At 64.4% G+C, this 23,483-nt stretch carries 20 protein-coding genes; 10 read left to right on the top strand and 10 right to left on the bottom strand.

The genetic code is table 11. From position 1 onward, the window contains the following. Positions 1-21: 21 nt before the first annotated feature. The gene (locus tag ACB037_RS07710; RefSeq protein ID WP_214003009.1) at positions 22-753 is read left to right on the top strand and encodes a 4'-phosphopantetheinyl transferase; all 732 of its coding nucleotides are present in this window, start codon (positions 22-24) and stop codon (positions 751-753) included. Between the two features lie 90 nt (positions 754-843). Here ACB037_RS07710 and ACB037_RS07715 read toward each other — a convergent pair whose 3' ends face one another. The 5 genes from ACB037_RS07715 to ACB037_RS07735 all read right to left on the bottom strand — a co-directional run bounded on the left by ACB037_RS07715 (position 844) and on the right by ACB037_RS07735 (position 7,132). Further along, positions 844-1,662, bottom strand: a complete 819-nt coding sequence (locus tag ACB037_RS07715; RefSeq protein ID WP_371175140.1) for an amonabactin ABC transporter ATP-binding protein — start codon at positions 1,660-1,662, stop codon at positions 844-846. 43 nt (positions 1,663-1,705) lie between these two features. Beyond that, the gene (locus ACB037_RS07720) at positions 1,706-2,755 is read right to left on the bottom strand and encodes an amonabactin ABC transporter permease subunit 1 (RefSeq protein ID WP_039038895.1); all 1,050 of its coding nucleotides are present in this window, start codon (positions 2,753-2,755) and stop codon (positions 1,706-1,708) included. A 12-nt stretch (positions 2,756-2,767) separates the two neighbouring features. After that, positions 2,768-3,784: an amonabactin ABC transporter permease subunit 2 gene (locus ACB037_RS07725; RefSeq protein WP_010674444.1), complete on the bottom strand. Its 1,017-nt coding sequence runs from the start codon at positions 3,782-3,784 to the stop codon at positions 2,768-2,770. A gap of 78 nt (positions 3,785-3,862) precedes the next feature. Continuing rightward, complete coding sequence (locus ACB037_RS07730; protein ID WP_010674445.1) at positions 3,863-5,836, bottom strand: siderophore amonabactin TonB-dependent receptor; 1,974 nt, start codon at positions 5,834-5,836, stop codon at positions 3,863-3,865. A 60-nt stretch (positions 5,837-5,896) separates the two neighbouring features. Further along, complete coding sequence (locus tag ACB037_RS07735; protein ID WP_104455806.1) at positions 5,897-7,132, bottom strand: MFS transporter; 1,236 nt, start codon at positions 7,130-7,132, stop codon at positions 5,897-5,899. A 215-nt stretch (positions 7,133-7,347) separates the two neighbouring features. Here ACB037_RS07735 and ACB037_RS07740 point away from each other — a divergent pair, with 215 nt between their 5' ends. Then, complete coding sequence (locus ACB037_RS07740; protein WP_316286952.1) at positions 7,348-8,097, top strand: hypothetical protein; 750 nt, start codon at positions 7,348-7,350, stop codon at positions 8,095-8,097. Between the two features lie 9 nt (positions 8,098-8,106). On the opposite strand, the gene ACB037_RS07745 is transcribed toward ACB037_RS07740, so the two are convergent. The 3 genes from ACB037_RS07745 to ACB037_RS07755 form a co-directional block, all read right to left on the bottom strand. Then, positions 8,107-8,568, bottom strand: a complete 462-nt coding sequence (locus ACB037_RS07745; protein WP_045524977.1) for a DUF2919 domain-containing protein — start codon at positions 8,566-8,568, stop codon at positions 8,107-8,109. Between the two features lie 144 nt (positions 8,569-8,712). Beyond that, positions 8,713-9,660 (bottom strand): magnesium/cobalt transporter CorA, encoded by a 948-nt coding sequence (corA, locus tag ACB037_RS07750; protein ID WP_005301617.1) that lies wholly within the window; start codon positions 9,658-9,660, stop codon positions 8,713-8,715. 415 nt (positions 9,661-10,075) lie between these two features. Further along, positions 10,076-11,719: an electron transfer flavoprotein-ubiquinone oxidoreductase gene (locus tag ACB037_RS07755; protein ID WP_371175141.1), complete on the bottom strand. Its 1,644-nt coding sequence runs from the start codon at positions 11,717-11,719 to the stop codon at positions 10,076-10,078. A 126-nt stretch (positions 11,720-11,845) separates the two neighbouring features. Between ACB037_RS07755 and ACB037_RS07760 the strand changes: the two genes are divergently transcribed. The 5 genes from ACB037_RS07760 to aroG all read left to right on the top strand — a co-directional run bounded on the left by ACB037_RS07760 (position 11,846) and on the right by aroG (position 17,646). After that, the gene (locus ACB037_RS07760; RefSeq protein ID WP_041215927.1) at positions 11,846-12,595 is read left to right on the top strand and encodes an electron transfer flavoprotein subunit beta/FixA family protein; all 750 of its coding nucleotides are present in this window, start codon (positions 11,846-11,848) and stop codon (positions 12,593-12,595) included. Between the two features lie 103 nt (positions 12,596-12,698). Beyond that, positions 12,699-13,628 carry an electron transfer flavoprotein subunit alpha/FixB family protein gene (locus tag ACB037_RS07765; RefSeq protein ID WP_104452801.1) on the top strand — a complete coding sequence of 310 codons (930 nt, stop codon included), beginning with the start codon at positions 12,699-12,701 and terminating at the stop codon, positions 13,626-13,628. A gap of 225 nt (positions 13,629-13,853) precedes the next feature. Then, positions 13,854-14,942, top strand: coding sequence for a 3-phosphoserine/phosphohydroxythreonine transaminase (gene serC / locus ACB037_RS07770; protein WP_371175142.1), 1,089 nt, complete (start codon positions 13,854-13,856; stop codon positions 14,940-14,942). 170 nt (positions 14,943-15,112) lie between these two features. Further along, the gene (aroA, locus tag ACB037_RS07775) at positions 15,113-16,393 is read left to right on the top strand and encodes a 3-phosphoshikimate 1-carboxyvinyltransferase (protein WP_041212941.1); all 1,281 of its coding nucleotides are present in this window, start codon (positions 15,113-15,115) and stop codon (positions 16,391-16,393) included. Between the two features lie 197 nt (positions 16,394-16,590). After that, complete coding sequence (gene aroG, locus ACB037_RS07780) at positions 16,591-17,646, top strand: 3-deoxy-7-phosphoheptulonate synthase AroG (RefSeq protein WP_041212942.1); 1,056 nt, start codon at positions 16,591-16,593, stop codon at positions 17,644-17,646. Between the two features lie 86 nt (positions 17,647-17,732). On the opposite strand, the gene ACB037_RS07785 is transcribed toward aroG, so the two are convergent. Then, positions 17,733-18,455 (bottom strand): TerC family protein, encoded by a 723-nt coding sequence (locus tag ACB037_RS07785; protein WP_010674455.1) that lies wholly within the window; start codon positions 18,453-18,455, stop codon positions 17,733-17,735. 117 nt (positions 18,456-18,572) lie between these two features. Between ACB037_RS07785 and ACB037_RS07790 the strand changes: the two genes are divergently transcribed. The 3 genes from ACB037_RS07790 to ACB037_RS07800 all read left to right on the top strand — a co-directional run bounded on the left by ACB037_RS07790 (position 18,573) and on the right by ACB037_RS07800 (position 21,838). Beyond that, positions 18,573-19,688 carry an ATP-NAD kinase family protein gene (locus ACB037_RS07790; RefSeq protein ID WP_161469565.1) on the top strand — a complete coding sequence of 372 codons (1,116 nt, stop codon included), beginning with the start codon at positions 18,573-18,575 and terminating at the stop codon, positions 19,686-19,688. Positions 19,689-19,795: 107 nt separating this feature from the next. Then, complete coding sequence (locus ACB037_RS07795) at positions 19,796-20,074, top strand: YfcL family protein (protein ID WP_010674457.1); 279 nt, start codon at positions 19,796-19,798, stop codon at positions 20,072-20,074. A 99-nt stretch (positions 20,075-20,173) separates the two neighbouring features. Further along, positions 20,174-21,838 (top strand): AMP-binding protein, encoded by a 1,665-nt coding sequence (locus ACB037_RS07800; protein ID WP_371175143.1) that lies wholly within the window; start codon positions 20,174-20,176, stop codon positions 21,836-21,838. Between the two features lie 631 nt (positions 21,839-22,469). Here the strand turns inward: ACB037_RS07800 and cdd are convergent. Beyond that, positions 22,470-23,351 carry a cytidine deaminase gene (gene cdd / locus ACB037_RS07805; RefSeq protein ID WP_010674459.1) on the bottom strand — a complete coding sequence of 294 codons (882 nt, stop codon included), beginning with the start codon at positions 23,349-23,351 and terminating at the stop codon, positions 22,470-22,472. Positions 23,352-23,483: the final 132 nt, after the last annotated feature.

The raw sequence follows: 23,483 nt of genomic DNA on the forward strand, positions 1-23,483 counted from the left end.
GGCCCCTGTCAGGAGCCTTGCATGTTGCCTCGTTGTCCCTCACTCGATGGATCCTTTGTCCGTCAATCCGATACCTTGTGCCTGCCGGGCCTGGAGACGCTGCCTCTTCATCGGGTCTGTTTCGATCCCGCCGCCTTCTCGCCGGAGTGCTTTGGGGCGCAGGGCATCATCCTGCCTGCTTCATTGCAGGGGGCTGCCCCCAAGCGCCTCGGGGAGTTTCTGGCAGGGCGTCTCGCAGCCCGTGAGGCCCTGCGTCCCTTCGGTCTTGCAGGATGCAGCGTGGCCATCGGAGCGGCCCGGGAGCCACTCTGGCCTGAAGGGGTGGAGGGGAGCATCAGCCACAGCCGGCTGGCGGGAGAGGGGGTGGCCCTGTGTGCGGTGCGTCCGGGCCAGGAGGGAATCGGGCTGGATCTGGAGGCCTGGCTCGATGGCGACCAAGGGGCGCAGCTCTGGCCCGGCATCATGGATGGGGAGGAGTGGGGACGGCTGGAGGCGGGGGCTCACGACGCCCAGCTGAGCCTGGCAGAGGGACTGACTCTGGTGTTTTCCGCCAAGGAGAGCCTCTTCAAGGGGCTCTATTCCCGGGTGGGGCGCTACTTTGACTTTCTCGATGCCCGCTGGCTCGCCATGACGGCGCAGACTCTCACCCTGGAGCTCAAATGCCCGCTGACACCGACCCTGCCAGCCGGCTGGCGCGCCACCCTGCACTGGCAAGCCCTGCCGGGGGGCGTGCTCACCGTCTTGCTGCTGTGAGCACGATGCCAGCGCCCGGATAACGCCAACGCAAAGCCCAGAGAAAGAAACCGCCATCAGGCGGTTTCTTTCTCTGGCACAGGGTATGGCTCAGGCCGACACGCCATGGTCGGCGCGCAGGCGAGGCACTTCGTCAGCGCATCGGCGGGGCACGATGACAGGGGCCCCGTCGCCGGGGGCGTGCAGTATGTCCACATCGGTCTGGTAGAGGCGATCGATGAGGGGCTTGGTCACCACCTCCCGGGCCGGGCCCATGGCCTGGATGGCGCCATCCCCCAGGGCAATCAGCTCGTCACAGTAGCGGGCGGCGGTGGCGAGATCGTGGATGACGATAAGCACCGTCTTGCCCTCGGCGGCGACCCGATGGATGGCTTCCATCACCTCGGTCTGGTGGCCGATGTCCAGCGCGCTGGTGGGCTCGTCCAGCAAGATGATGTCCGCATCCTGGGCCAGCACCATGGCGAGCCACACCCGCTGGGCCTGACCGCCGGACAGCGAACTGGCGCTCTGGTGCCAGATGGCATCAAGCTGCATCCGCTCCCGGGCCCAGTCCACCATGCGGGCATCTTCCTCGCTCCACTGATTGAACCAGCCCTGATGGGGATGGCGGCCATATTGCACCAGCTGCTCCACCAGGATACCGGGGGGGACCAGGGGTCGCTGGGGCAGATAGGCGAGTTCCCGAGCCAGGGCTTTGGCGCCATAGGCACCGAGTGGCTTCTCCTTGAGCAGGATCTCCCCGGACCGGGGTTGCTCCTGTCCCGCAAGGAGCTTGAGCAGTGTGGATTTGCCACCGCCGTTGGGGCCGACGATCCCCACCAGCTTGCCCCGGGGGAGGGAGAAGGAGATCTCCTTGAAGATGGTCTTTTGCGGGTAGCCGAACTGGAGTCGGTTCACGGTGAGCGTCATCGGGCGGCCCTCGGTCTGTATTGAAAATGGATGAATGCCATGGTCAGTCGGCCTTCTGGCGATCTTTGAGCAGGATGAAGAGCAGCAGCAGGCCGCCGAGAATGCGGGTCATGATGCCGGTAGCCACTTCGTGGGGGCTGGCCAGCACCCGCACCAGGGTGTCGCTGGCGAGCAGCATCAGGGCGCCGCACAGGGCGGCAATCCAGAGCGGCACGATGCGATCCCGGCTGAGCCAGGAGGCAAGGATGGGTGCCGCCATGGCGATGAAAACCACGGGGCCGCCGATGGCGGTGCCAAGGGCTGCGACGATGATGGCCTGGGCCAGCACCCCGAGCTGCACCCGGTTCACGTTGACCCCGAGAGTTCGGGCGGTGACCGGTCCCAGGCGCAGCACGCCAAGGGAGCGGGAGAGACAGACGGTCCAGGGACAGATGAGCAGGAGCAGCAGGCTTACCGGCAGCAGGGTGCCATAGCCCTGACCGACGAAGTTGCCCATGTTCCACAGATAGAGGCTGGTGAGGTGCACCAGGGACTGGGTGGACATGACGAACTGGCCGAGGGCGTTCATCAGTTCCGAGACCCCGATGCCGATCACCACGAACAGGTAGCCCTGCTCCCCCGGCTTGTTGCACAGGGCATAGAGCACGGCGGCGGCAAACAGGGCGCCGAAGGGGGCGGCCCACCAGGGCCAGGTACCCAGGGTCAGATAGAGAGAGAAGATGATGATGGCAAGGGATGCCCCCTCGTTGACCCCGATCATGTCCGGGGTGGCGAGGCGGTTTCGCACCAGGGTCTGCACCAGGCAGCCCGAGAGTCCCATGGCGGCGCCGGCCACCAGCACTGCCAACAGGCGCGGCAGGCGGATCTTGAAGACGGTTACCTGATCGAGTCGGCTTCCCTCCCCGAGCAGGGTCTGGATCACCCCCATCATGGTGATCTTGCCGGAACCCAGGGTGAGGGCCAGCAGGGAGAGCAGGGTGAGGGCGACCAGGAGCCCCAGCGTGATGAGCCAGGCGCGGCGGTGCAGCAACAGGGTGTGGCTGCCAAGGCGAAGGCAGAGGGTGCCGCTCGGGAGTGAGAGAGAGTTCTTCATGGGCGTGGCACCTTATTTGACGGCCAGCAGGGAGCGGAAGCCGCCGCTGCGCACCACCAGGATGAGCACGGGCGCTCCGATGAGCGCCAGAATGACGCCGTTGGGCAGCTCGTAGGGCTGGATAAGCCAGCGGGCCAGCACATCGGCACCGAGCAGAAAGAGCACCCCGAACAGGGCGGAGAAGCGCACCTGGATGGCGAGGCGAACCGGCTCCACCAGGCGGGCGCAGTAGGCGGCGAGGAAGCCGACAAAGCCGATGGGACCGGCGATGGCGATGGCGCAGGCGGTGAAGAGCGTTGCGGCCAAGAGCACGCCGATCCGCACCCGGGTGGGGCGGATGCCGAGGGCCCTGGACTGGTGATCCCCCATTTGCATCAGGGTGAGAGGGCGACAGAGCGCCAGGGTCAGCAGCAGGGCGGCCAGGGCGAAGGGGACCACGGTGAGTACCGCTTCCAGACTGGAGGCGGCAAGGGACCCTAAGTTCCAGAAGCGGAACTGCTCCAGCACCACCCGGTTGGAGAGCAGCAGGAAGTTGGAAAGACCGCCGAAGGTGGCGGAGAGGGCGACCCCCACCAGGATGAGCTTGAGGGGGTTGGAGCGCCCCACCATGAGGCCGAGGCCCAGCACGATGAGGTTGCCGAGCAGGGCCCCCATGCCGGACCAGAGCAGATACCCGTAGGCGGATTCGACGCCAAACCAGGTGAGGCCGATCACCAGGGCAAAGACGGCGCCGGCATTGACCCCGAGCAGGCCGGGTTCGGCCAGAGGGTTGCGGGTGGCACTTTGCAGCATGGAAGCCGCCAGGGAGAGTGACGCCCCCACCACCAGGGCTGCCAGGGTGCGGGGCAGGCGCAGGGTATGGACTATCATGGCGAGCTTTTCATCGGCTACGAAGGCGGGATCGCCCATCAGGAAACCGGCGACCTCGCGGCCACCATAGACACCGGCCCCGGTGGCCAGTGACAGACAAATCAGCAGGAAGAGGAGCAGCACGCCGAGCCAGAACAGCCGAGCTTGGTATCTGAGCACTCAATGACTCCTTGAATTCGGGGAGGCAGAAACGCAAAAAGGGAGCCCCGCGACCGGGGCTCCCGCATACAGGATGGATTACAGCTTGTAATCGACCCCTGCGTAGACGGTGCGACCTTCCAGGATGAAGTCGGCGTCGGTCGCCACCTCGTCACGCTGGGTGTTGGTGAGGTTGGTGATGCCGAGCTTGAAGTCCAGGGCCGGCGTGACGGTCCACTTGGTGTTCACGTCCAGGGTCTGGTAATGCTTGGAGGTGAATGCCTGGGCGTTGCGGGCCGGCACCTTGATCACCTGGCTGCCGACATACTGCCAGGCCAGGTTGGCGCTGACCACGTCGCTCGCCTTCCAGTCCAGGCCGATGTTGCCGGTGTGATCCGGGGTCTTGGCCAGATCGTCACCCGTGCTCTTGTCTTCGGAGTCGAGCAGGGTCAGGTTGCCGGTCAGCTGCACGTTGTCCAGCACGTCGAACCAGCCGGTCAGCTCCAGCCCCTTGATGCGGGCCTTCTTGACGTTGAGGTAGGTCATGACGGTCGGACGGTAGCCCGGGCCCCACTGATCGCTCTGGATCAGATCCTCGATCTCGTTGTGGAAGCCGGTCACGCCTGCGCCGAAGCGATCGGCGTTGTAGGCGGTGCCAAGCTCGTAGCTGACGGAGGTTTCCGGCTTCAGATCCGGGTTGCCTATCACCTTGCAGGCGCCGCGGCAGGCGGTGGTGGCGAACCCTTCGCTGGACTGGGCCAGGGTCGGGGCCTTGAACGCCTTGCCGGCGCCGCCCTTGATCACCCACTCGTCACTCAGGGAGTAGAGGGCGTAGGCACGGGGGCTGAACTCGTTGCCATAGGTCTCGTGGTGATCCAGACGGCCGGAGAGCGTCAGGGCCAGATCCCCAAAGCCGAACTCGTCTTGCAGGTAGAGGGCGCTCTGGCTCGCATCCACGCTGCCGTTCTGGATGCTGCGGCTGTGCTCCAGCTCGGTCTTGCGGAACTCTGCACCCGAGGTCAGCAGGTGATCCCCGAGGTAGCCGCTCAACTGGCCATCCACCGTGTTGTTGGTCTGGGTGATGTCGGCGGCGCCACCGTTGAGCTGGGAGTCATCCATCAGATCGGTCTGCTCGAAGTAGTAACGAGCGCGGCTGTCGAAGTGTTCCCAACGGCCGTTATGGGTCAGCCCCAGGCTCAGGCGATCGAGTTTCTGCACGTTGTGGGGGGTGGCCGGTGCGGTCGGGGCACGGGGCACGTTGTTGAAGTAGCTGTCCATGTCGTTCTGGTTGTAACCCAGATCGAAGTCGATGTCCTGGTTGTCGGCCACCAGCCACTTCAGGCTGGAGAGCACGTTGACCACTTCCCGTTTCTCCAGGGCGTCGGCATCCGGGTTGTTGGACTGCTCGCTCTTCCAGCGATCCCGCTGATAGCCTTCCACCACCACGCTGCCCAGCAGCTTGTTGTCGATCAGGGCGCCGGAGACGAAGGCGCTACCCTGGTTGGCATCCCCGCCATCCCCCTTGGTGGGCATGGTGTGGGTGTAGCCGACGGCCGCTTCGGTGTTCTCCTTGGCCTGGCGCAGGATCACGTTGACCACGCCGCCGAGGGCATCGGCCCCGTACAGGGAGGAGACGGGACCGCGGATCACTTCGATGCGCTCGATGGCGGCCATGGGGATGGAGCTTAAGTCGAAGTCGTTGCCAAAGGAGCTGCCCAGGGTCTCGCGGGCGTTGACCCGCTTGCCGTTGACCAGCAGCAGGGTGTAGTCACCGCCCATGCCGCGGATCTTGATCTCGTTGCGACCCGTGGGGTTGGTGCCGATGATGTTGACACCGGGCACGTGCTTGAGGGCATCGCCGATGTTGTTGACGTTCATCTTGTCCAGATCGGCGCGGGTGACCACGGAGACGCTGGCCGGGGCGGTCAGCTCGGTGTGCTTGGTCTGGGTGGCGGTGACCACCACCGTCTCGTTGGCCTTGACGGACTCGGCCTGGGCCAGGCCCGGTACGGCCAGCAGACCAAGGGAGAGCAGAATGGGGTTCAGTTTAAAGAGGCCGTGCTGCAACTGCATTGTCAAAAACTCCATGGATATAACTGAGGTTATGGGGTCCGGATTCTTCTGATCCGGTGCTCACTGACTTCCTTGTCTGGCGGTGCCAGAGGCAGGATTATTGTTATCTCTTGTGCTCTTCAGGCTCCGGATGAGGAACCAGACACCGGCGCAGGCCACCAGGGTGCACGCAATGTTGATCCAGGCCAGGGTGGGGAAACCGTGCAGGGCGCCCCCCTCGTCGGAGACCAGATATCTGGCGGAGAACAGGCTGCCGAGGCCCGCGGCCACATTGGTGACCGAGCCCTGGAAAGACATGAAGGCGGCGCGCTGATGGGGTGCCGGAATGGCCGCCGTGACCGCGAGGGTGGTGCTGGCACGGGCGGAGCTCAGGGCCATGAAGAGGGTGAACAGCAGATAGAGAGGCAGGCCTGCCGGCAAGGCAAAGCCCACCAGGGTGATCAGGGCCAGGGCCAGGCTGGTGAGCAGGATGGCGCCCTGGGCGCGGCCCTGATCGATCCAGCCGCCGCACAGGCGCATGGTGGCCATGCTGGCAAGGCCGCCGCACAGATAGAGGCTGGCGATCTGCTCGCGCGGGAAACCCAGGTTGAACTGGAAGTAGTTGGCAAAGTGCGGAATGAGCAGGAAGTGGCCGAACATCTGCAGGCAGAGGATGAAGAGGGCTCCCTGGCAGAGCGGTGACCCCAGCAACTGGCGCATCCCCTGACCTGCCGGGGCCCGGTTGACCGGCAGGGACGGCAGCCAGATGGCACACAGCAGGGCCAGCAGCAGGCCCCCTGCACCAAACAAGAGGAAGGGGCTCTGCCAGCCAGACCACTGGGCCAGCACGAGGGCCGCGGGCACGATCAGAATGGCGGCCAGGGAAAACGCCATGCCCACGTAAGCGAGACGGCGGCCCCGCTCGGCGGGCGGTACCAGATCCAGCACCGCCGCCATCAGGATGGCCCCCAGGGGGCCGGCCACGCAGCCGGACAGGATGAAAAGCAGCAGCAGTGTCTGGCTATCCTCGGCCAGGGCGCAAGCCATCAAGAGCAGAAAGCGCAAGACCAGCAGTACCAGCAGAGCGGGTTTGCGGTTGACCCGATCGAGCCAGGGGGCGGCCAGGAGGCCCAGCAGAGCGGCGCCCAGGGTGGCGCCGCCGCTGAAGTAACCTGTCTGCTCCGGCAGCATCCCCAGGCGGGTTACCAGTTCCGGGCCAAGGGGCATCACCATCATCATGCAGCCCATGGAGAGCATGTTGATGAGCAGCGCCAGGTGGATGGCGGCAGGGGTGGATGCGACGGATTCTGGCTTCATCAGAGGCTGACTCGAAAAAATGAGTCCGAATTGTATCCGAGGGTTTTTGTTGTGACAACAAATGATAACCATTTTTATTTGTATTGATTGGTATCTTAACGAGTCTTTATCAGGTGCCTCTGTATGGGGTTGCATACCAGGCCCGTTGCAATCGGGGCGCCATGGACCATGATGGCAGGAAGCGAGAGGGTGGCGGTGAACGCCGGGAGGAGAAGATGCGCGCTGGATCAGGGTATTGGGGGCTGGGGTGCTGCCTGTTGCTGGCATTGCCCCTGAGGGCCGAAGTGAAGGTCATACCGGTATTCGAGGCGGATGCCGCGGTGCAGACGCTCAAGGAGATCTACCCGGATCTCGGGGTGAGCGCCATGGGCAACCAGCTGGTACTGAGCGGAACCCCCGCCCAGTTGCAGGAGGCCGAGCGTACCCTGGCGCAAGTGAACCAGCCGCCCCAAAGCCTGCTCATCGAGTGGCGGGTGGATGGCGCCTCCAGCAGTCAGCAGGCCGGAGTGGGGCTGGGCCTGGATGCCAAACGGCAGTGGCTGCTGGGGGGGGATGCCCGGCACTATGAACGCAGCCAGAGTGACAACTGGCAGGTGCGTGGCCTCTCCGGGCGGCCCGTGTTGTTGCAGATGGGGTCCTATCAGCCGGTCACCTTTTACCAGTGGCAGGGGGGAAGGGTGGTGGGCATGATGCCGCTGATGAACGGTCTCTACGCCACCGCGACCCTGATAGGGGACAGGGTGCAGGTGGCCCTCAGCAGTGAACAGGCAAGAGTGGAGCGAGGCAACATACACACCGGCCAGAGTGCCACCGAGGTGAGCGGCGCCCCGGGCCAGTGGCTGACGGTGGGGGAGCTTTCCACAACCCAAGGCAGCCGGGAGGCCGCGATCGCCAATCCATCAGGCATGGGCGGGGCCAGCGGCAGCGAACGCCAGACTCTGCAGATCCGGGTCACGCGCCAGTGAACCAGCCTGTCAGTGGGGCTGATCCAGAGCGTAATCCCGCAACTGGCGGCTTCTTAGCAGATACCAGAGCGCCCAGAGGCTGGCGATGAGCACCAGGGCGGTGGGCCAGTTGAACGACCACTGCTGCAGATTGAGGCTGTGCAGTTGCATCACCAGGCCGCTCGCGGTGGAGCAAAGCAGCAGAGCGCGGCTGTGGCGTCTGAGCCAGGCTCTGGCACTGTGGGTCTGGCGATGGGTGCCGCCGCAGGCGAGCAGCGCCAGCATGGCGGGCACGTCCGTCAGCAGGCTGACATAGAGGGTGAGCTTGTCCGGGTAGAAGAGGGTCAGGATGGCGCTGCCACTCTCCCGGGTGACCCCCGCCATCAGAAACAGCCAGACCGAGCGGGTCAGCAAGAGGGCGATGGGCCAGAACCAGAGCGGGGGGCGCAACTGGCCGTGATCGTCGTAACGGTGTTCGGGGTAGAGGGTCATGGTGGCCCGGTATCCATTCATGCAGTGCGAGTGATGAAGGGGATATGGGGCACAGGGCAGGCCATTGCAAGGCCGGCAACGGCCGGGAATTAATCGGGGGGCCAGGCCCCCCAATCCGCAGTCTTTAGTTGCCGGGTTCCGGCGTCACAGCCAGCCTTTTCGCTTGAAGAAGAGACCGGTGCCCAGCGATGACATCACCATCAGCACCAGGGAGAGGGGATAGCCGTATTCCCAAGCGAGCTCCGGCATGCGGCCGAAGTTCATGCCGTAGATGCTGGCGATGAGCGTCGGCGGCAGGAAGATCACCGCGGCTACCGAGAAGATCTTGATCACCTTGTTCTGCTCCAGATTGGTCACCCCCATGGAGGCCTCCAGCTGGAAGTTGATCTTGTCGAACAGGAACTGGGTATGGGGCAGCAGGGATTCCACGTCGTGCAGCATCTCGTCGATCCACTTGTTCTGCTCCCCCGTCATGCGCTGGCGCAGACTGCGTTTGAGGAAGCGCAGGGCGCGGCGGGTATCGTGCAGGGAGAGACGGATCTGGCCGTTGGCCTCTTCCTGGGCCATCAGCTCCTTGAGCATGGGGTTGATCTGGTCCGGCTCGAAGATCTGATCGGCGGTGTTCTCCAGGGTCTTGTAGCCATCCTCGATCAGGTCTGAGAGGTACTCCACCTTGAGGTTCTGCACCTCCAGCAGGATGTCGAGGGCGTCTTCGACCTCCAGCCTGTCCTGGCGCATGTAGTGGCGCAGCAGACGCACCAGGCCGATGTCATCCTCGCGAATGCTGATCAGCAGGTTGTTGCGCAGGGTAAAAGAGACGTGCACACCCTTGGTGTCGCGGCCGATGCGCTGGGGAAACAGGGAGTGGATGTGCAGACCGTCGGTGTCCCAGTAGAAGCGGGCGGATGCCTCGATGTCATCGAGCTCCTCCTTGTCCGGCACCTCCTCCAGGAACAGGCCCGTCAACCATTCTCGCTCCGCAGTGTCCGGCTTGTAGGCATCCAGCCAGACGGTGTTGTCGGGAACGATGTCATCCGGCCCGAGCGTGACTATGTCCAGCACCTTGTTGTTGAGAATGTAGGCGGTGATCATCTGTCCCCCCTTAAGAAGTCATGGGTAATCAGGGATGGTTGCACAGGTTCATGCGGCCTTAGATCGCACGGAAAGCGATCCCATGAAATAGCATAACGAGGCCGATGGACAACCTGAATGCGGCGAACTATACAGGGGCGGGACCCGCTTGTCAGGGCCTATTCATCGGGGGTTCAGCCTGTTCGCTCAAAAAAGCGGCGAGGTCGGATCAGCCGTGGCGACCCCGATGCGGGCGATCCCGACGTCGCCTCCTTTGTTCGCCCTGGAGTGGAGAAGGGCCCGGGCTCACCGGCGGGAATGACGGGTTGCTGGTCGCCCTGCGACAGCCCCCGGCCAAGCGCAGGAAACGGTCTCCGTGCGATGTTCCGGGGCTGCGTCTCCTTGTTATCTGCTCTGGTTTGCGTGGGCAAGCCTGTTACATATTGGGATAGTTGGGGCCCGAGCCGCCCTGGGGCGGCGTCCAGACGATATTCTGGCTGGGATCCTTGATGTCGCAGGTTTTGCAGTGAATGCAGTTGGCGGCGTTGATCTGCAGCCTTGGCCGGGTATCCCCATCGAGGATCTCGAACACCCCCGCCGGGCAGTAGCGCTGGGCGGGTTCGGCCCAGGTGGGCAGGTTGACCTCGACCGGAATGCGCGCGTCCTGAAGGGTCAGGTGACAGGGTTGATCCTCGTCGTGGCTGGTGCTGGCCAGATAGACGGAGGAGAGCTTGTCGAAGCTGAGCTTGCCGTCGGGTTTGGGGTAGTCGATGGGCTGGCAACGGCTGGCCAGGCGCAGCTGGCGGTAATCCGGCTCCTTGTCCAGCAGAGTAAAAGGAGAGGTCAAGGCAAAGAGTCGCTGCTCCAGCCAGTTGAAGGCGCCGCCGAGCCAGGGGCCGAAGCGGTGCAGGGCGGCCCCAACGTTGCGGGCCCTCTTCAGTTCCCGGGTCAGCCAGCTTTGCAGCAGCGCGTCCTGAAACTCGGCCAGATCCCGTCCCCCTTCATCCCCTCCTCGCAGTGCCATGGCGACCGTCGCGGCCGCCACCATGCCTGACTTCATGGCGGTGTGGATCCCCTTGATGCGGGAGAAGTCCAGGGTGCCCGCATCACAGCCGATGAGCAGGCCGCCGGGAAAGTGCATGCGCGGCAATGAGTGCCAGCCCCCCTTGGTGATGGCCCGGGCGCCGTAGCTGATGCGCTCGCCCCCCTGCAACGTTGCCGCGATGAGGGGGTGGTGCTTGAGACGCTGGAATTCGTCAAAGGGGCTGAGCCAGGGATTCTGGTAGTTGAGATCGACGATAAGGCCGACCGCCACCTGATCCTGGGCCAGATGATAGAGATAAAAGCCCCCCTGACTCTTGTTGCCCTTTCTCTCACCAAGAGGCCAGCCGCTGCCATGGAGCACCCGCCCAGGATGGGATTGTCCCGCAGGCACCTGCCACACCTCCTTGAAGCCGATGGCGTAATGCTGCGGCTGGGCGCTATTTTCCAGATGGAATCGGGCGATCAGCTGTTTGCCGAGGTGGCCGCGCGCCCCTTCGGCAAACAGGGTATAGCGGCCATACAGGGCCATGCCGGGCACGTGATCCGGCTTGGGGTTGCCCTCCTTGTCGAGGCCAAGATCGCCGGTCACCACCCCGCGCACCCGGCCCTCCTCCACGATGATGGTGCTCGCCGCAAAGCCCGGGTAGATCTCGACACCGAGGGCCTCGGCCTGCTTGCCGAGCCAGCGGCAGAGGGTGCCGAGGCTGATGATGTGGCTACCGTCGTTGTGCATGCGGGGTGGCACCGCCCAGTGGGGCAGTTGCAGGGAGCGGCTGTCGCTTTGCAGCAGATGGACCTGATCATCCGTCACCGGCACGCCGAGGGGGGCCTCCTGCCAGCTCTCTGGCAGCAGCTCCCTGAGGGCGACGGGATCGAACAGGGCGCCGGAGATGAGGTGGGCGCCGATCTCGGCCCCCTTCTCCAGCAGGCAGACCGAGAGGGCCGGGGCCTGCTGCTTCAATGCGATGGCGGCGCTCAGGCCTGCCGGGCCGCCACCGACGATGACGACATCAAATACCATTGCTTCGCGTTCCATCTTGCCTCTGCGCTCGACTTGGCCTAGGGTAGTGCTGGTAGTTTACGTAAACGTAAACCACTTTGTCAGCAGAAAAGTGAGTGACGACAAGGTGGACCCACACAACAGGTATGAGGGATGACCGCCATGAAGCTGCTGGTCGCAGTCAAACGGGTCGTTGATTACAACGTCAGGATCCGGGTCAAGGGGGATGGCTCCGATGTGGAGCTCGCCAATGTGAAGATGGGCATCAACCCGTTTTGTGAAATCGCGGTGGAGGAGGGGGTCAGGCTGCGGGAAGCCGGCGTGGCATCCGAGCTGGTGGTGGTGACCTTCGGCCCCGAGGCGGCGGCCGAGCAGTTGCGCCATGCCCTGGCGCTGGGGGCGGATCGGGCGCTGCACTATGTTACCGACGAGACCCTGACTCCGCTCACCGTGGCCCGGGCCCTGCAAACGGTGTGCGGGCAGGAGCAGCCCGATCTGGTGCTGCTCGGCAAACAGTCCATCGATTCCGACAACAACCAGGTGGGGCAGATGCTCGCCGCCCTCAATGACTGGCCGCTTGCCACTTTCGCCTCCGCCATCAGGCTGGTGGAGGGGGAATTGCAGGTGACCCGCGAGATAGACGGTGGCCTCGAGACCCTCGGCATGGCGCTGCCCGCCGTGGTGACCGTGGACTTGCGCCTCAACGAGCCGCGCTTCGCCTCCCTCCCCAACATCATGAAGGCCAAGCGCAAGCCGCTGGAGAGCCAGCCGTTCGCCGCCCTCGGGGTGGTGCCGGCCGGCCAGACACGGCAGCTCGGAGTGATGGCGCCGCCGGTGCGCAGCGCCGGCATCAGGGTGGGCTCGGTGGACGAGCTGCTGGACAAGCTCAAGCACGAAGCCCGGGTGCTCTGATGAGTGGGGGCATGAGAGGGATGTCTCCCGCAGGCGTGAGCGCCATGCATGGGGCAGCGGCCCCGGGGAGCAAGGGATCAATGGATGACATGAAGGTGCTGCCATGAGCGTACTTGTGATTGCGGAACATCATCAGGGGCGGATCGCCGACAACCTGGCCCAGCTGGTCACGGCGGCGGGGCGCCTGGGGGGCGAGGTGCACCTCTTGCTGCTGGGGCAGGGGCTGACGGAGGCGGGGGAGCAGGCCGCCGCCCTCACGGGGGTAAACCGGGTGCTGCTGGCAGAACATCCCATGCTGGCGGAGGGGCTCAACGACGGGGTAGACAGACTGCTCGCCGAGGTGGCCAGGGACTACCAGCACTGCCTGATGGCGGCCAGCAGCCAGGGCAAGGATCTGCTGCCGCGAGTGGCGGCCAGGCTCGGGGTGGAGATGATCGCCGAGGTGACCGGCATCGAGGGGCCCGACACTTTCCTGCGTCCCATCTATGCGGGCAACGCCATCGCCCGGGTGGCGAGCAGCGCCCCCATCAAGGTGCTCACCGTGCGGCCCACCGCGTTCGCCAAGGCCGGGTCCGGGGAGGAGCGTGCCGTGATGGAATCGCTGCCGGTGGGCGAGGTGCGCTGCCGTACCCGGCTCATCGAGCGGCGTGCGGTGCGCTCCGCCAGACCTGAGCTCGGGGCGGCCCGGGTGGTGGTCTCCGGCGGGCGGGCACTCGGCTCGAAAGAGCACTTTGCCCTCATCGACGCTCTGGCGGACAAGCTGGGGGCTGCCGTCGGGGCATCGCGGGCCGCCGTGGATGCAGGTTATGTCTCCAACGACCTGCAGGTGGGGCAGACCGGCAAGGTGGTGGCCCCCGAGCTCTACATCGCGGTGGGCATCTCGGGCGCCATCCAGCATCTGGCGGGGATGAAGGAGTCCAAGGTGATCGTCGCCATCAACAAGGACGCGGAGGCCCCCATCTTCCAGGTGGCGGACTACGGTCTGGTGGGGGATCTCTTCACCCTGCTGCCGGAGCTCACCGCCAAGCTGTAAATTTGCCACAAAGGGGCGAAGTAAAGCCGTCCGTGCTGTCTCGCCCCCGTTTCCATGCATATTCTCTGCAAGCCCTGGCCCGTTCAGGGCTTTTGTCTGATGGGTGCCCGGTGGCGCCAGGGCAAAAGGTTGCGCTGGATCCCAAAAAGCCTTTGCCCCCACGGGGGGCTGTCGTGTAAAAACGTTCGAGTCACCGATCACACACATCCATTCACGGAAAGCGTCATGAGCAAACAGATTTACAACTTCTGCGCCGGCCCCGCCATGTTGCCGGTTGAAGTCATGGAGCGCGCCCAGCGCGAATTTTGTAATTTCCAGGGGCTGGGAGCCTCGGTCATGGAGCTTTCCCATCGCGGCAAGCCCTATATGGCGGTCGCCGAGAAGGCGGAAAGCGATCTGCGCGACCTGCTGGCGGTGCCGGACAACTACAAGGTGCTCTTCATGCACGGCGGTGGCCGCGGCCAGTTCTCCGCCGTGCCCATGAACCTGCTGGGTGGCGCCAACAAGAAGGCTGATTACCTGGTGACCGGCGTCTGGGCCCAGAGCGCCGTGGATGAAGCCCAGAAATACGGTGACATCCAGACCTTCCAGGGGGTGGCCAAGAACGAGCAGGGGGTCTCCCACCTGCTGCCGACGCCGGCGTTTCGCGCCGATGCCGCCTATGTGCACTACTGCCCGAACGAAACCATCGATGGCATCGAGATGTTCGACATCCCGGCCACCGGCGATGTGCCCCTGGTGGCGGATCTCTCCTCCACCATTCTCTCCCGTCCCCTCGACGTGAGCCGCTTCGGCATCCTCTACGCCGGTGCCCAGAAGAACATAGGCCCCTCTGGTCTGGCCATCGCCATCGTGCGCGATGATCTGCTGAACCAGGCCCGTGCCGATGTGCCGTCCATCTTCGACTACCAGCTCACCGCCAAGAACGACTCCATGTTCAACACGCCCCCCACCTACGCCTGGTATCTGGCCGGTCTGGTGTTCGAGTGGCTCAAGGAGCAGGGTGGCCTGGCGGCGATGGAAGCACGCAACAAGGAGAAGGCCGACTTCCTCTACGGCTACCTCGATCAGTCGAGCTTCTATGGCAACAAGGTGGATGTGGCCTGCCGCTCCCGCATGAACGTGCCCTTCCAGCTGAAGAACGGGGCTCTGGACAAGCTGTTCCTGGCGGAATCGGAAGCGGCCGGTCTGCTGGCCCTCAAGGGACACCGCATCGTCGGTGGCATGCGCGCCAGCCTCTACAACGCCATGCCCCTGGAAGGGGTCAAGGCCCTGGTCAGCTTTATGGATGATTTTGCCAAACGCCACGGTTGAGGCGTGCCTCCCCATTGCCAGACGCCGGGGACTCCCCGGCGTCTGTTTTTCAGACCCATCCTGACCCAGGCGACCCTCTCCCGCGGTCGTGCCACTGTCGAACTTGCCGCGGGGGACGCGGGCTGTTAACGTCCGGTCAGGTGATTTAATTGAGATCGAACAGGAAGTCTATGAATTCGTTGCGTTTGGAACCCATTTCTAGCGTGGCCGGGGTGGTCAATCTGCCCGGCTCCAAGAGTGTCTCTAACCGGGCCCTGCTGCTGGCGGCCCTGGCCCGGGGCACCACCCGGCTGACCAACCTGCTCGACAGCGATGACATCCGCCACATGCTGGCGGCGCTGACCCAGCTTGGCGTCAAGTACAAGCTCTCCGCCGACAAGACCGAGTGCACCGTGCACGGTCTGGGTCGCAGCTTCGCGGTCTCGGCGCCAGTCAACCTGTTCCTCGGTAATGCCGGTACTGCCATGCGCCCCCTGTGCGCCGCTCTGTGCCTGGGCTCCGGCGAGTATACCCTGGGCGGCGAGCCGCGCATGGAAGAGCGCCCCATCGGCCACCTGGTGGATGCCTTGCGCGAAGCGGGTGCCCACATCCAGTACCTGAAGAAAGATGGCTATCCGCCCCTGGTGGTGGATGCCAAGGGGCTCTGGGGTGGCGATGTCCACATCGACGGCTCCGTCTCCAGCCAGTTCCTGACGGCGTTTTTGATGGCGGCCCCCATGGCGGCTGGCGACACCCGCATCCACATCAAGGGGGAGCTGGTCTCCAAGCCCTACATCGACATCACCCTGCACATCATGAAGCAGTTCGGGGTGGTCATCGAGCACGACGACTACAAGGTGTTCTACATCAAGGGCAACCAGACCTATGTCAGCCCGGGGGACTTCCTGGTGGAAGGGGATGCCTCCAGCGCCTCCTACTTCCTCGCGGCGGGCGCCATCAAGGGCAAGGTGCGGGTTACCGGCATCGGCAAGCACAGCATCCAGGGGGACATCCACTTCGCCGACGTACTGGAGAAGATGGGGGCCCGCATCACCTGGGGCGATGACTTCATCGAGGCCGAGCAGGGGCCGTTGCACGGCATCGACATGGACATGAACCACATCCCGGATGCGGCCATGACCATCGCCACCACGGCGCTGTTTGCCGAGGGCACCACCACCATCCGCAACATCTACAACTGGCGGGTGAAGGAGACCGACCGCCTGCACGCCATGGCGACCGAGCTGCGCAAGCTGGGCGTGGAAGTGGAGGAGGGGCACGACTTCATCACCGTGATTCCGCCCGCACAGCTGACCCACGCGGCCATCGACACCTACAACGATCACCGCATCGCCATGTGCTTCTCCCTGGTGGCACTCTCCGATACGCCGGTCACCATCAATGATCCGGGTTGCACCTCCAAGACCTTCCCGGACTACTTCGACAAGCTGGCCAGCGTCAGTCAGGCCTGAGCCCTTTCGGCCCGCTTCGTGCGGGCCTTTTCATCTCTGCCCCCCGCTTTTTTCATGCCTCCTAGCAGCATTATGCAAACTTGCAAGGTGCGATAATAAAATTCCTTGTCGAAGAATGTAATTTTCTATTTACACCGACCCGGCACAGGGCTAGATTGAGATCTCTTTATCGCAGTCATCTAGCAGGAAACTTGGTCATGCAGCATCAAACCGACGACGTTCGTATCAGTGAAATCAAAGAGTTATTGCCCCCGGTTGCGGTGCTTGAGAAGTTTCCGGCGACCGACACCGCCTCGGCCACCGTGTTTGAATCCCGTCAGGCCATCCACAACATCCTGGCCGGCGACGATGATCGCCTGCTGGTGGTGATCGGCCCCTGCTCCATCCACGATCCGGTCGCCGCCCTGGAATACGGCAAACGCCTCAAGGTGCTGCGCGACGAGCTGAAAGATCAGCTGGAGATCGTGATGCGGGTCTACTTCGAAAAACCCCGTACCACAGTGGGCTGGAAGGGGCTGATCAACGACCCCTACCTCGACAACAGCTGCCAGATCAACGACGGCCTGCGCCTGGGTCGCAAGCTCTTGCTGGATCTCAACGACATGGGGCTGCCGACCGCCTCCGAGTTCCTCGACATGATCACCCCGCAATACGTGGCGGATCTGATGAGCTGGGGTGCCATCGGCGCCCGTACCACCGAATCCCAGGTACACCGCGAGCTGGCCTCCGGTCTCTCCTGCCCGGTGGGCTTCAAGAACGGCACCGACGGCACCATCAAGGTGGCCATCGATGCCATCGGCGCCGCCAGCGCCCCGCACCACTTCCTGTCGGTGACCAAGTACGGCCACTCCGCCATCGTCTCGACCGCTGGCAACCCGGACTGTCACATCATCCTGCGCGGTGGCCGCGAGCCCAACTACAGCGCCCGTCACGTGGATGAGGTGGTGAGTGGTCTGGACAAGGCCGGTCTGCCCCAGAAAGTGATGATCGACTTCAGCCACGCCAACAGCAGCAAGCAGTTCAAGAACCAGATGCTGGTGGCCGAGGACGTGGCCGGTCAGCTGCGTGCCGGCAGCAAGGCGGTGTTCGGCGTCATGGTGGAGAGTCACCTGGTGGAAGGGCGTCAGGATCTGGTGGACGGGTGCGAGCTCACCTTCGGCCAGAGCATCACCGACGCCTGCATCGGCTGGGCCGATACCGAGGTGCTGCTGCGCAACCTGGCGGACGCCGTGGCCGCTCGCAACGCCCTCTGAGCCCAAGGCGCCCCGTTGGCGGGGCAATAAAAAAGCGCGACCCTGGGTCGCGCTTTTTGTTTGGCCATCTCTCGGCAGGTCGCGGTTTACTTGGCCCGCTCCTGGTGGCCGCGCAGGCGGATGTTGATCATCTCCACCACCAGCGAGAAGGCCATGGCGAAGTAGATGTAACCCTTGGGAATGTGCAGATCCAGCCCTTCGGCCATCAGCGCCACCCCGACCAGAATAAGGAAGGAGAGGGCCAGCATCTTGATGGTGGGGTGGGTATCGACGAAGTCGCCGATGGCCTTGGCGGCAAACATCATGACGCCGACGGCGATGATGATGGCCAGCACCATGACAGGGACATGATCCGCCATGCCCACGGCGGTGATGACGGAGTCCAGGCTGAAGATGATGTCGAGGATGGCGATCTGCACTAGGGTGGACAGGAAGCCCGCGGTCTTGCTCACCACACCCGCCTCTTCGGCGGCCCCTTCCAGGCTCTGGTGGATCTCGTGGGTGCTCTTGGCGATGAGGAACAGACCCCCCACCAGCAGGATGAGATCCCGTCCCGAGATGGCTTCCCCCAGCACGGTGAAGAGGGGCTCGGTGAGGCGCATCACCCAGGCCAAGGAGAGCAGCAGCAGGATGCGGGTGCCCATGGCGAGCCCCAGCCCCAGGATGCGCGCTTTCTGGCGCTGGGCTTCCGGCAGACGACCCACCAGGATGGAGATGAAAATGATGTTGTCGATGCCGAGCACGATCTCGAGCAGGGTCAGGGTGGCGAGCGCGACCCAGGCGGAGGGGTCCGCAATCCATTCCAGCATGATTGAACCTTGGTTGAACAGTGATTGAGGTAGAAGCCGCGCATTTTAGCAGGGGGTCATGGCTTGTCCCAGTGGCGGGAAAAGATAAAAATGGCGGCGATCCAACAGGAGGGAAACATGTTTCGATTAGGGCTCATCATCAACCCCGTCGCCGGCATCGGCGGGGCCGTCGGTCTCAAGGGCAGTGACGGCATGGTCGCCGAGGCGCTGGCGCGCGGGGCCGTCCCCAAGGCCCGGGAGCGGGCTCGCCAGGCCCTGTTGCCCCTGTGCGAGCTGACCACCCCATTCGAGCTGCTGACGGTGGCCGAAGAGATGGGGGCCGACCTCGCCGCCGAGCTGGGGTTGCCCCATCGCATCGTCCATCGGCCTGCCGGGGCGCAGACGAGCGCCGAGGACACCCGGGCTGCCGCCCTGGCCCTGCGCGATGCCGGGGTGGATCTGCTGCTCTTCGCCGGTGGCGATGGCACCGCCCGTGACATCTGCACTGCGGTGGGGGAGTCCTGCCATGTGCTAGGTATCCCGGCGGGGTGCAAGATCCACTCCGGGGTCTACGGGGTGACGCCGGCGGCGAGTGGCCGGGTGGCGGCCAGAATGATCGCAGGGGAGCTTCTGAGCCTGGTGGATGCGGAGGTGATGGACATCGACGAGGAGGCGTTTCGCGCCGGCAAGGTGCGCGCCCGCCACTACGGCCAGTTGCTGGTGCCCGGGGATCTGCGCTACGTGCAGGCGGTCAAGCAGGGGGGGCGGGAGTCCGAGGAGCTGGTGCTCGCCGATCTTGCCGCCGGTGTGGTGGAGCAGATGGAGCCCGATACCCTCTACCTGATGGGGTCGGGGAGCACGGTGGCCGCCTGCATGGGGGAGCTGGGTCTGGAAAATACCTTGCTCGGTGTGGATCTGGTGGAAAATGGCCGGCTTATCGGGCAGGATCTCAGCGCCGCCGAGATCCTGACCCGGATCCGCGGCCGTCGCTGCCGTCTGATCATCACCCTGATCGGCGGTCAGGGACATCTGTTCGGGCGCGGAAATCAGCAATTGAGTCCAGACGTGATCCGGGCCGTCGGGCGCGAGCATATCCAGGTGCTCGCCACCAAAGCCAAGCTGGCGGCGCTAGAAGGCCGTCCGCTGCTGGTGGACACCGACGATCCGGCACTGAACCGGTCGTTGAGTGGTTATCTGCGCATAACCACGGGATACAAGGATCAGGTCATCTACCCGGTGGCCAACCCGGAATAGGACATCAAGGATGCGGCTGGCCTGGCGCCAGAGAGCCGCGATCAACCGGATCGCGGTTCCACTCCCCGAATTTTTTGCCGGCAACCCCGGAAATGAGGCTGCGTTAAATGACGATTCACGATTTTGAACACAAGTTGTTGGGACTGATCGACGCCATGGTCGCCACGGCCAGCGAAGACGAGCTGTTTGCGGGCGGCTATCTGCGGGGGCACATCTCCCTTGCGGTGGCGCGCGCCGAGCTGGAGGGCAAGACCCTGGTGCGGGACGTCAAGAGCTATGTGCTGCGCAGCCTGAACGAGGCCATCTTGCAGGGTGAGCTCTCCGAGCAGGACGAGGTGCTGGTGCAGGAGATGTGGAAGCGTCTGCAGGCCCAGGCGGAAGCTTGATCCCATTCGCAGTTCAAACACAAGTTTAAGTAATCTGCTTCCCTGAGTGTTATCAAAAGGTTAATAATGAGGCTCGCCTTTTGTTTCAGGGATTAAACCATGGCCTCCACCTCACGCATTGCCACCAGACTGCCGCTCGAGATGCTCTATCACTGGGAGCGGCAGTGTCCCGACCGAATCTATCTGCGTCAGACCATCCACCGCGAATACGTCGACTTCACCTGGGGTGAGGTCGCCGACGAGGCGCGGCGCATGGTGACGGCACTGCGCGCCCTGGGCCTGGTGCCCGGTGACAAGGTGGCCCTGCTCTCCAAGAACTGCGCCCAGTGGTTCATTGCCGATCTGGCGATGCAGATGGGGGGATACGTGAGCGTGCCCATCTACCCCACCGCCAACGTCGACACCATCGAATACGTGCTGCGCCACAGCGAAACCAGGGCGATCTTCGTCGGCAAGCTGGACGACTGGAAGAGCCAGGAGGCGGGGGTGCCCGGGGATCTGCTGCGTATCGCCCTGCCTTACGACACCATGCCGGCCACCCACCAGTGGGACGATCTGCTGGCGCAATACGACCCCATCCCGGACAGCCCGGTGCAGGCGCCGGATGCCCTGCTGAGCCTGGTCTACACCTCCGGCAGCACCGGCAAGCCCAAGGGGGCCATGCTGAGCGTGGAGCGCTATGCCTGGTCCTGCGAGAAGCTGGTGGAGGCGGTCTCCCTCACCGCCGAGGATCGCGGCTTCTCCTACCTGCCCCTTGCCCACATCACCGAGCGGGTCTACATCTACGGCGGCAGCCTGTTCAGCGGTGCCACCATCGCCTTCCCCGAATCCCTCGACACCTTCATCGAGGACGTCAAGCGCTGCCGTCCCACCGTCTTCATCTCGGTGCCGCGGCTCTGGGCCATGTTCCGCATCAAGATCCACGAGAAGCTGCCCCAGAAAAAGCTGGCGCTGCTGCTCAAGATCCCTCTCGTCTCCAGCCTCATCAAGAGCAAGCTGCAAAAGGGGCTGGGGCTGGATCAGGCGCGGGTGCTGGGCTGCGGCTCGGCGCCGGTGGCCCCGGCGCTGCTGGAGTGGTATCACAGCATCGGTATCCATATCACCGAGGCCTGGGGGATGACCGAGAACCACGCCTACTCCACCCTCAACTACCCGTTCCGGGCGGACAAGATAGGCACCGTCGGCAAGGCCGGGCCCGGGGTGACCATCAAGATCTCCGACGAGGGGGAGATCCTCTGTCGCTGCGACGGCATGATGGTGGGCTACTACAAGGATCCCGAGCACAGTGCAGAGGCCATCGACGCCGAGGGCTGGCTGCACACCGGTGACATGGGCAAGCTGGACCGGGAGGGTTACCTCACCATCACCGGCCGCATGAAGGACGTCTTCAAGACCGCCAAGGGCAAGTACGTGGCCCCGGTGCCCATCGAGGGGATGCTCGGGCAGGAGCCCATCATCGAGCAGCTCTGCGTCATCGGCTACGGCATGCCGCAGCCGGTCGCCCTGGTGCAGCTCGCCGAGAGCGCCATGAAGGGGGACAAGGCCGGGGTGGAGACCCAGCTGGAGGCTGCCCTCAACCGGGTCAACGACAAGCTGGAATCCCATGCTCGCCTGCGGGGCATCCTGGTGGTCAAGAACCCCTGGAACATCGAGAACGGGGTGCTGACCCCCACCATGAAGATCCGCCGCCACCTGCTGGAACAAAAATACGCGGACATCGGCGAGCGCTGGTCCGGCAGCCAGCGCATCCTGTGGGAGTCCTGACAGGGGTCGGTGCCGCCATATCGGCCACATCAATGACAGCGGGGGAGCCAGTGGCTCCCCCGCTGTATTTCAGGGGGAAGCAGCCGACAGGGGGCGGGGCTGGGGCATTGACCCCTTCCCCGAGGTTTCCCGCCGCCATACCGCCCCGCGTCGAGGGAACGGCAGGGAAAGGTATTTGCAAAATCCATGGAGAGGGGTGATCCCAGTGGCTGGGCGAATGCATCTTGGGGTCACACACGGGGGCCGCCAGGGGCGGGGGCGGGGCATTGAGCCCTTCCCCGACGTTTCCCGCTGCCGCCATACCGCCCCGCATCGAGGGAATCGGCCGGGAAAGGTATTTGCAAAATCCATGGAGAGGCGGGATCCCAGTGGCTTGGCAAATGCATCTTGGGGTCACACACGGGGGCCGCAAGGGGCGGGGGGAGGCATTGACCCCTTAACCTGGGCTTCCCGCCACCGCAGAGGAGGTCTGCCAATAAGGTCATCGGAGGGAGGCCGCCCTCACATGGGGCAGGGGGGCATCTGATGCACGGCGCCAGAGGCGCAGAGAGAGGGGGTGAGGGGCAGGATGAGAGCCGCAGAGAGCAAGAAGGGGAGCCGCAGCTCCCCTTCCCGTTGGCGGATGCCGGGGTCAGACGGCTTTGTACTCAAGCTCGACGGAGCCCAGCGCCTTCAGGGTGGACTGGGCGGAGTCCCGCTGACTGATCTGGCCATCCTTGCTCTCCAGCAGCACGGCGCGGCGCACGGTGGCGAGATCCTCGCCACCCAGCACCGCGTGGGCGCAGGCCATCTGCATCGGCGGCAGGCTCGGGTTGAAGGCGGCGTTCTCGGCATAGCGGCCGCAGAAGATGCGCCCGTCCTCGAACTGCAGCGCCACCGCGGCATAGCCCTGGCTGTAGGGGGCATAGCTCTGGCGGGCGGCGGCGAGCGCAGCCTGCCACAGGGGATCGTCGCTCTCGAGCACCAGCTCGTCGTGGGCCTGGGGGCTCATCAGGGCATCGGTGATCTCGAGATCGGCGGGGCCGAAGGAGTGGGGCAGGAAGGATTGCAGCTCGCTGAGATCGTCCGGCAGGGAGACCTTCAGGGTCTTGGCGGTGCTCAGCTCGTTCATGAACTGGCGGCAGTGGCCGCAAGGGGTGTAGTTCACGGTGATCTCGGAGATCCCGGTCTCGCCACCCAGCCAGGCGTTGGAGATGGCGGACTGCTCGGCGTGGACCGAGTGGAACAGCCCCTGGCCCGCGAACTCCATGTTGGCGCCAAAGTACCAGGTGCCGCTCAGGCCGCAGGCGATGGCGCCGACGAAGAACCTGGAGATGGGGGCCACCGAGCAGGCGGCCGCCAGCGGCAGCAAGGCCAGACGCAGGGCCCTGTCATCCAGCCCGGTGGCGGCTTTCAGGGTCGCGACCTGGTCCGGGGTGAAACGGGCCTGGAAATCGTCCCCCAGCATGGGCAGCAGGGCAGCCTGGAGCGGGGCGGAAAGGGTCTCGAATGGCTTGGCAAAGCGGGGATGCATACTGTGTCCTCAAAGGCCAATTGGGGGGCCATTGTAGGGAGCAAGCGCGGCGAATTGTGTGAGCGCGCTCACGCCTTGATGGGCAAAGGGGCGGGGATGGTAAAGGAAACGTTTGTCTTTCGCAATCTGTGC

The sequence above is a fragment of the Aeromonas sp. S19(2024) genome, assembly GCF_041402625.1.
GTDB classification, from domain to species: Bacteria; Pseudomonadota; Gammaproteobacteria; order Enterobacterales; family Aeromonadaceae; genus Aeromonas; species Aeromonas caviae.

Excerpts from the sequence above, each read along its gene's own strand:
- ACB037_RS07710 (WP_214003009.1), top strand. The coding sequence starts at position 22 with ATGTTGCCTCGTTGTCCCTCACTCGATGGATCCTTTGTCCGTCAATCC.
- ACB037_RS07715 (WP_371175140.1), bottom strand. The coding sequence starts at position 1,662 with ATGACGCTCACCGTGAACCGACTCCAGTTCGGCTACCCGCAAAAGACC.
- ACB037_RS07720 (WP_039038895.1), bottom strand. The coding sequence starts at position 2,755 with ATGAAGAACTCTCTCTCACTCCCGAGCGGCACCCTCTGCCTTCGCCTT.
- ACB037_RS07730 (WP_010674445.1), bottom strand. The coding sequence starts at position 5,836 with ATGCAGTTGCAGCACGGCCTCTTTAAACTGAACCCCATTCTGCTCTCC.
- ACB037_RS07735 (WP_104455806.1), bottom strand. The coding sequence starts at position 7,132 with ATGAAGCCAGAATCCGTCGCATCCACCCCTGCCGCCATCCACCTGGCG.
- ACB037_RS07740 (WP_316286952.1), top strand. The coding sequence starts at position 7,348 with ATGCGCGCTGGATCAGGGTATTGGGGGCTGGGGTGCTGCCTGTTGCTG.
- ACB037_RS07745 (WP_045524977.1), bottom strand. The coding sequence starts at position 8,568 with ATGACCCTCTACCCCGAACACCGTTACGACGATCACGGCCAGTTGCGC.
- corA (WP_005301617.1), bottom strand. The coding sequence starts at position 9,660 with ATGATCACCGCCTACATTCTCAACAACAAGGTGCTGGACATAGTCACG.
- ACB037_RS07755 (WP_371175141.1), bottom strand. The coding sequence starts at position 11,719 with ATGGAACGCGAAGCAATGGTATTTGATGTCGTCATCGTCGGTGGCGGC.
- ACB037_RS07760 (WP_041215927.1), top strand. The coding sequence starts at position 11,846 with ATGAAGCTGCTGGTCGCAGTCAAACGGGTCGTTGATTACAACGTCAGG.
- ACB037_RS07765 (WP_104452801.1), top strand. The coding sequence starts at position 12,699 with ATGAGCGTACTTGTGATTGCGGAACATCATCAGGGGCGGATCGCCGAC.
- serC (WP_371175142.1), top strand. The coding sequence starts at position 13,854 with ATGAGCAAACAGATTTACAACTTCTGCGCCGGCCCCGCCATGTTGCCG.
- aroA (WP_041212941.1), top strand. The coding sequence starts at position 15,113 with ATGAATTCGTTGCGTTTGGAACCCATTTCTAGCGTGGCCGGGGTGGTC.
- aroG (WP_041212942.1), top strand. The coding sequence starts at position 16,591 with ATGCAGCATCAAACCGACGACGTTCGTATCAGTGAAATCAAAGAGTTA.
- ACB037_RS07785 (WP_010674455.1), bottom strand. The coding sequence starts at position 18,455 with ATGCTGGAATGGATTGCGGACCCCTCCGCCTGGGTCGCGCTCGCCACC.
- ACB037_RS07790 (WP_161469565.1), top strand. The coding sequence starts at position 18,573 with ATGTTTCGATTAGGGCTCATCATCAACCCCGTCGCCGGCATCGGCGGG.
- ACB037_RS07795 (WP_010674457.1), top strand. The coding sequence starts at position 19,796 with ATGACGATTCACGATTTTGAACACAAGTTGTTGGGACTGATCGACGCC.
- ACB037_RS07800 (WP_371175143.1), top strand. The coding sequence starts at position 20,174 with ATGGCCTCCACCTCACGCATTGCCACCAGACTGCCGCTCGAGATGCTC.
- cdd (WP_010674459.1), bottom strand. The coding sequence starts at position 23,351 with ATGCATCCCCGCTTTGCCAAGCCATTCGAGACCCTTTCCGCCCCGCTC.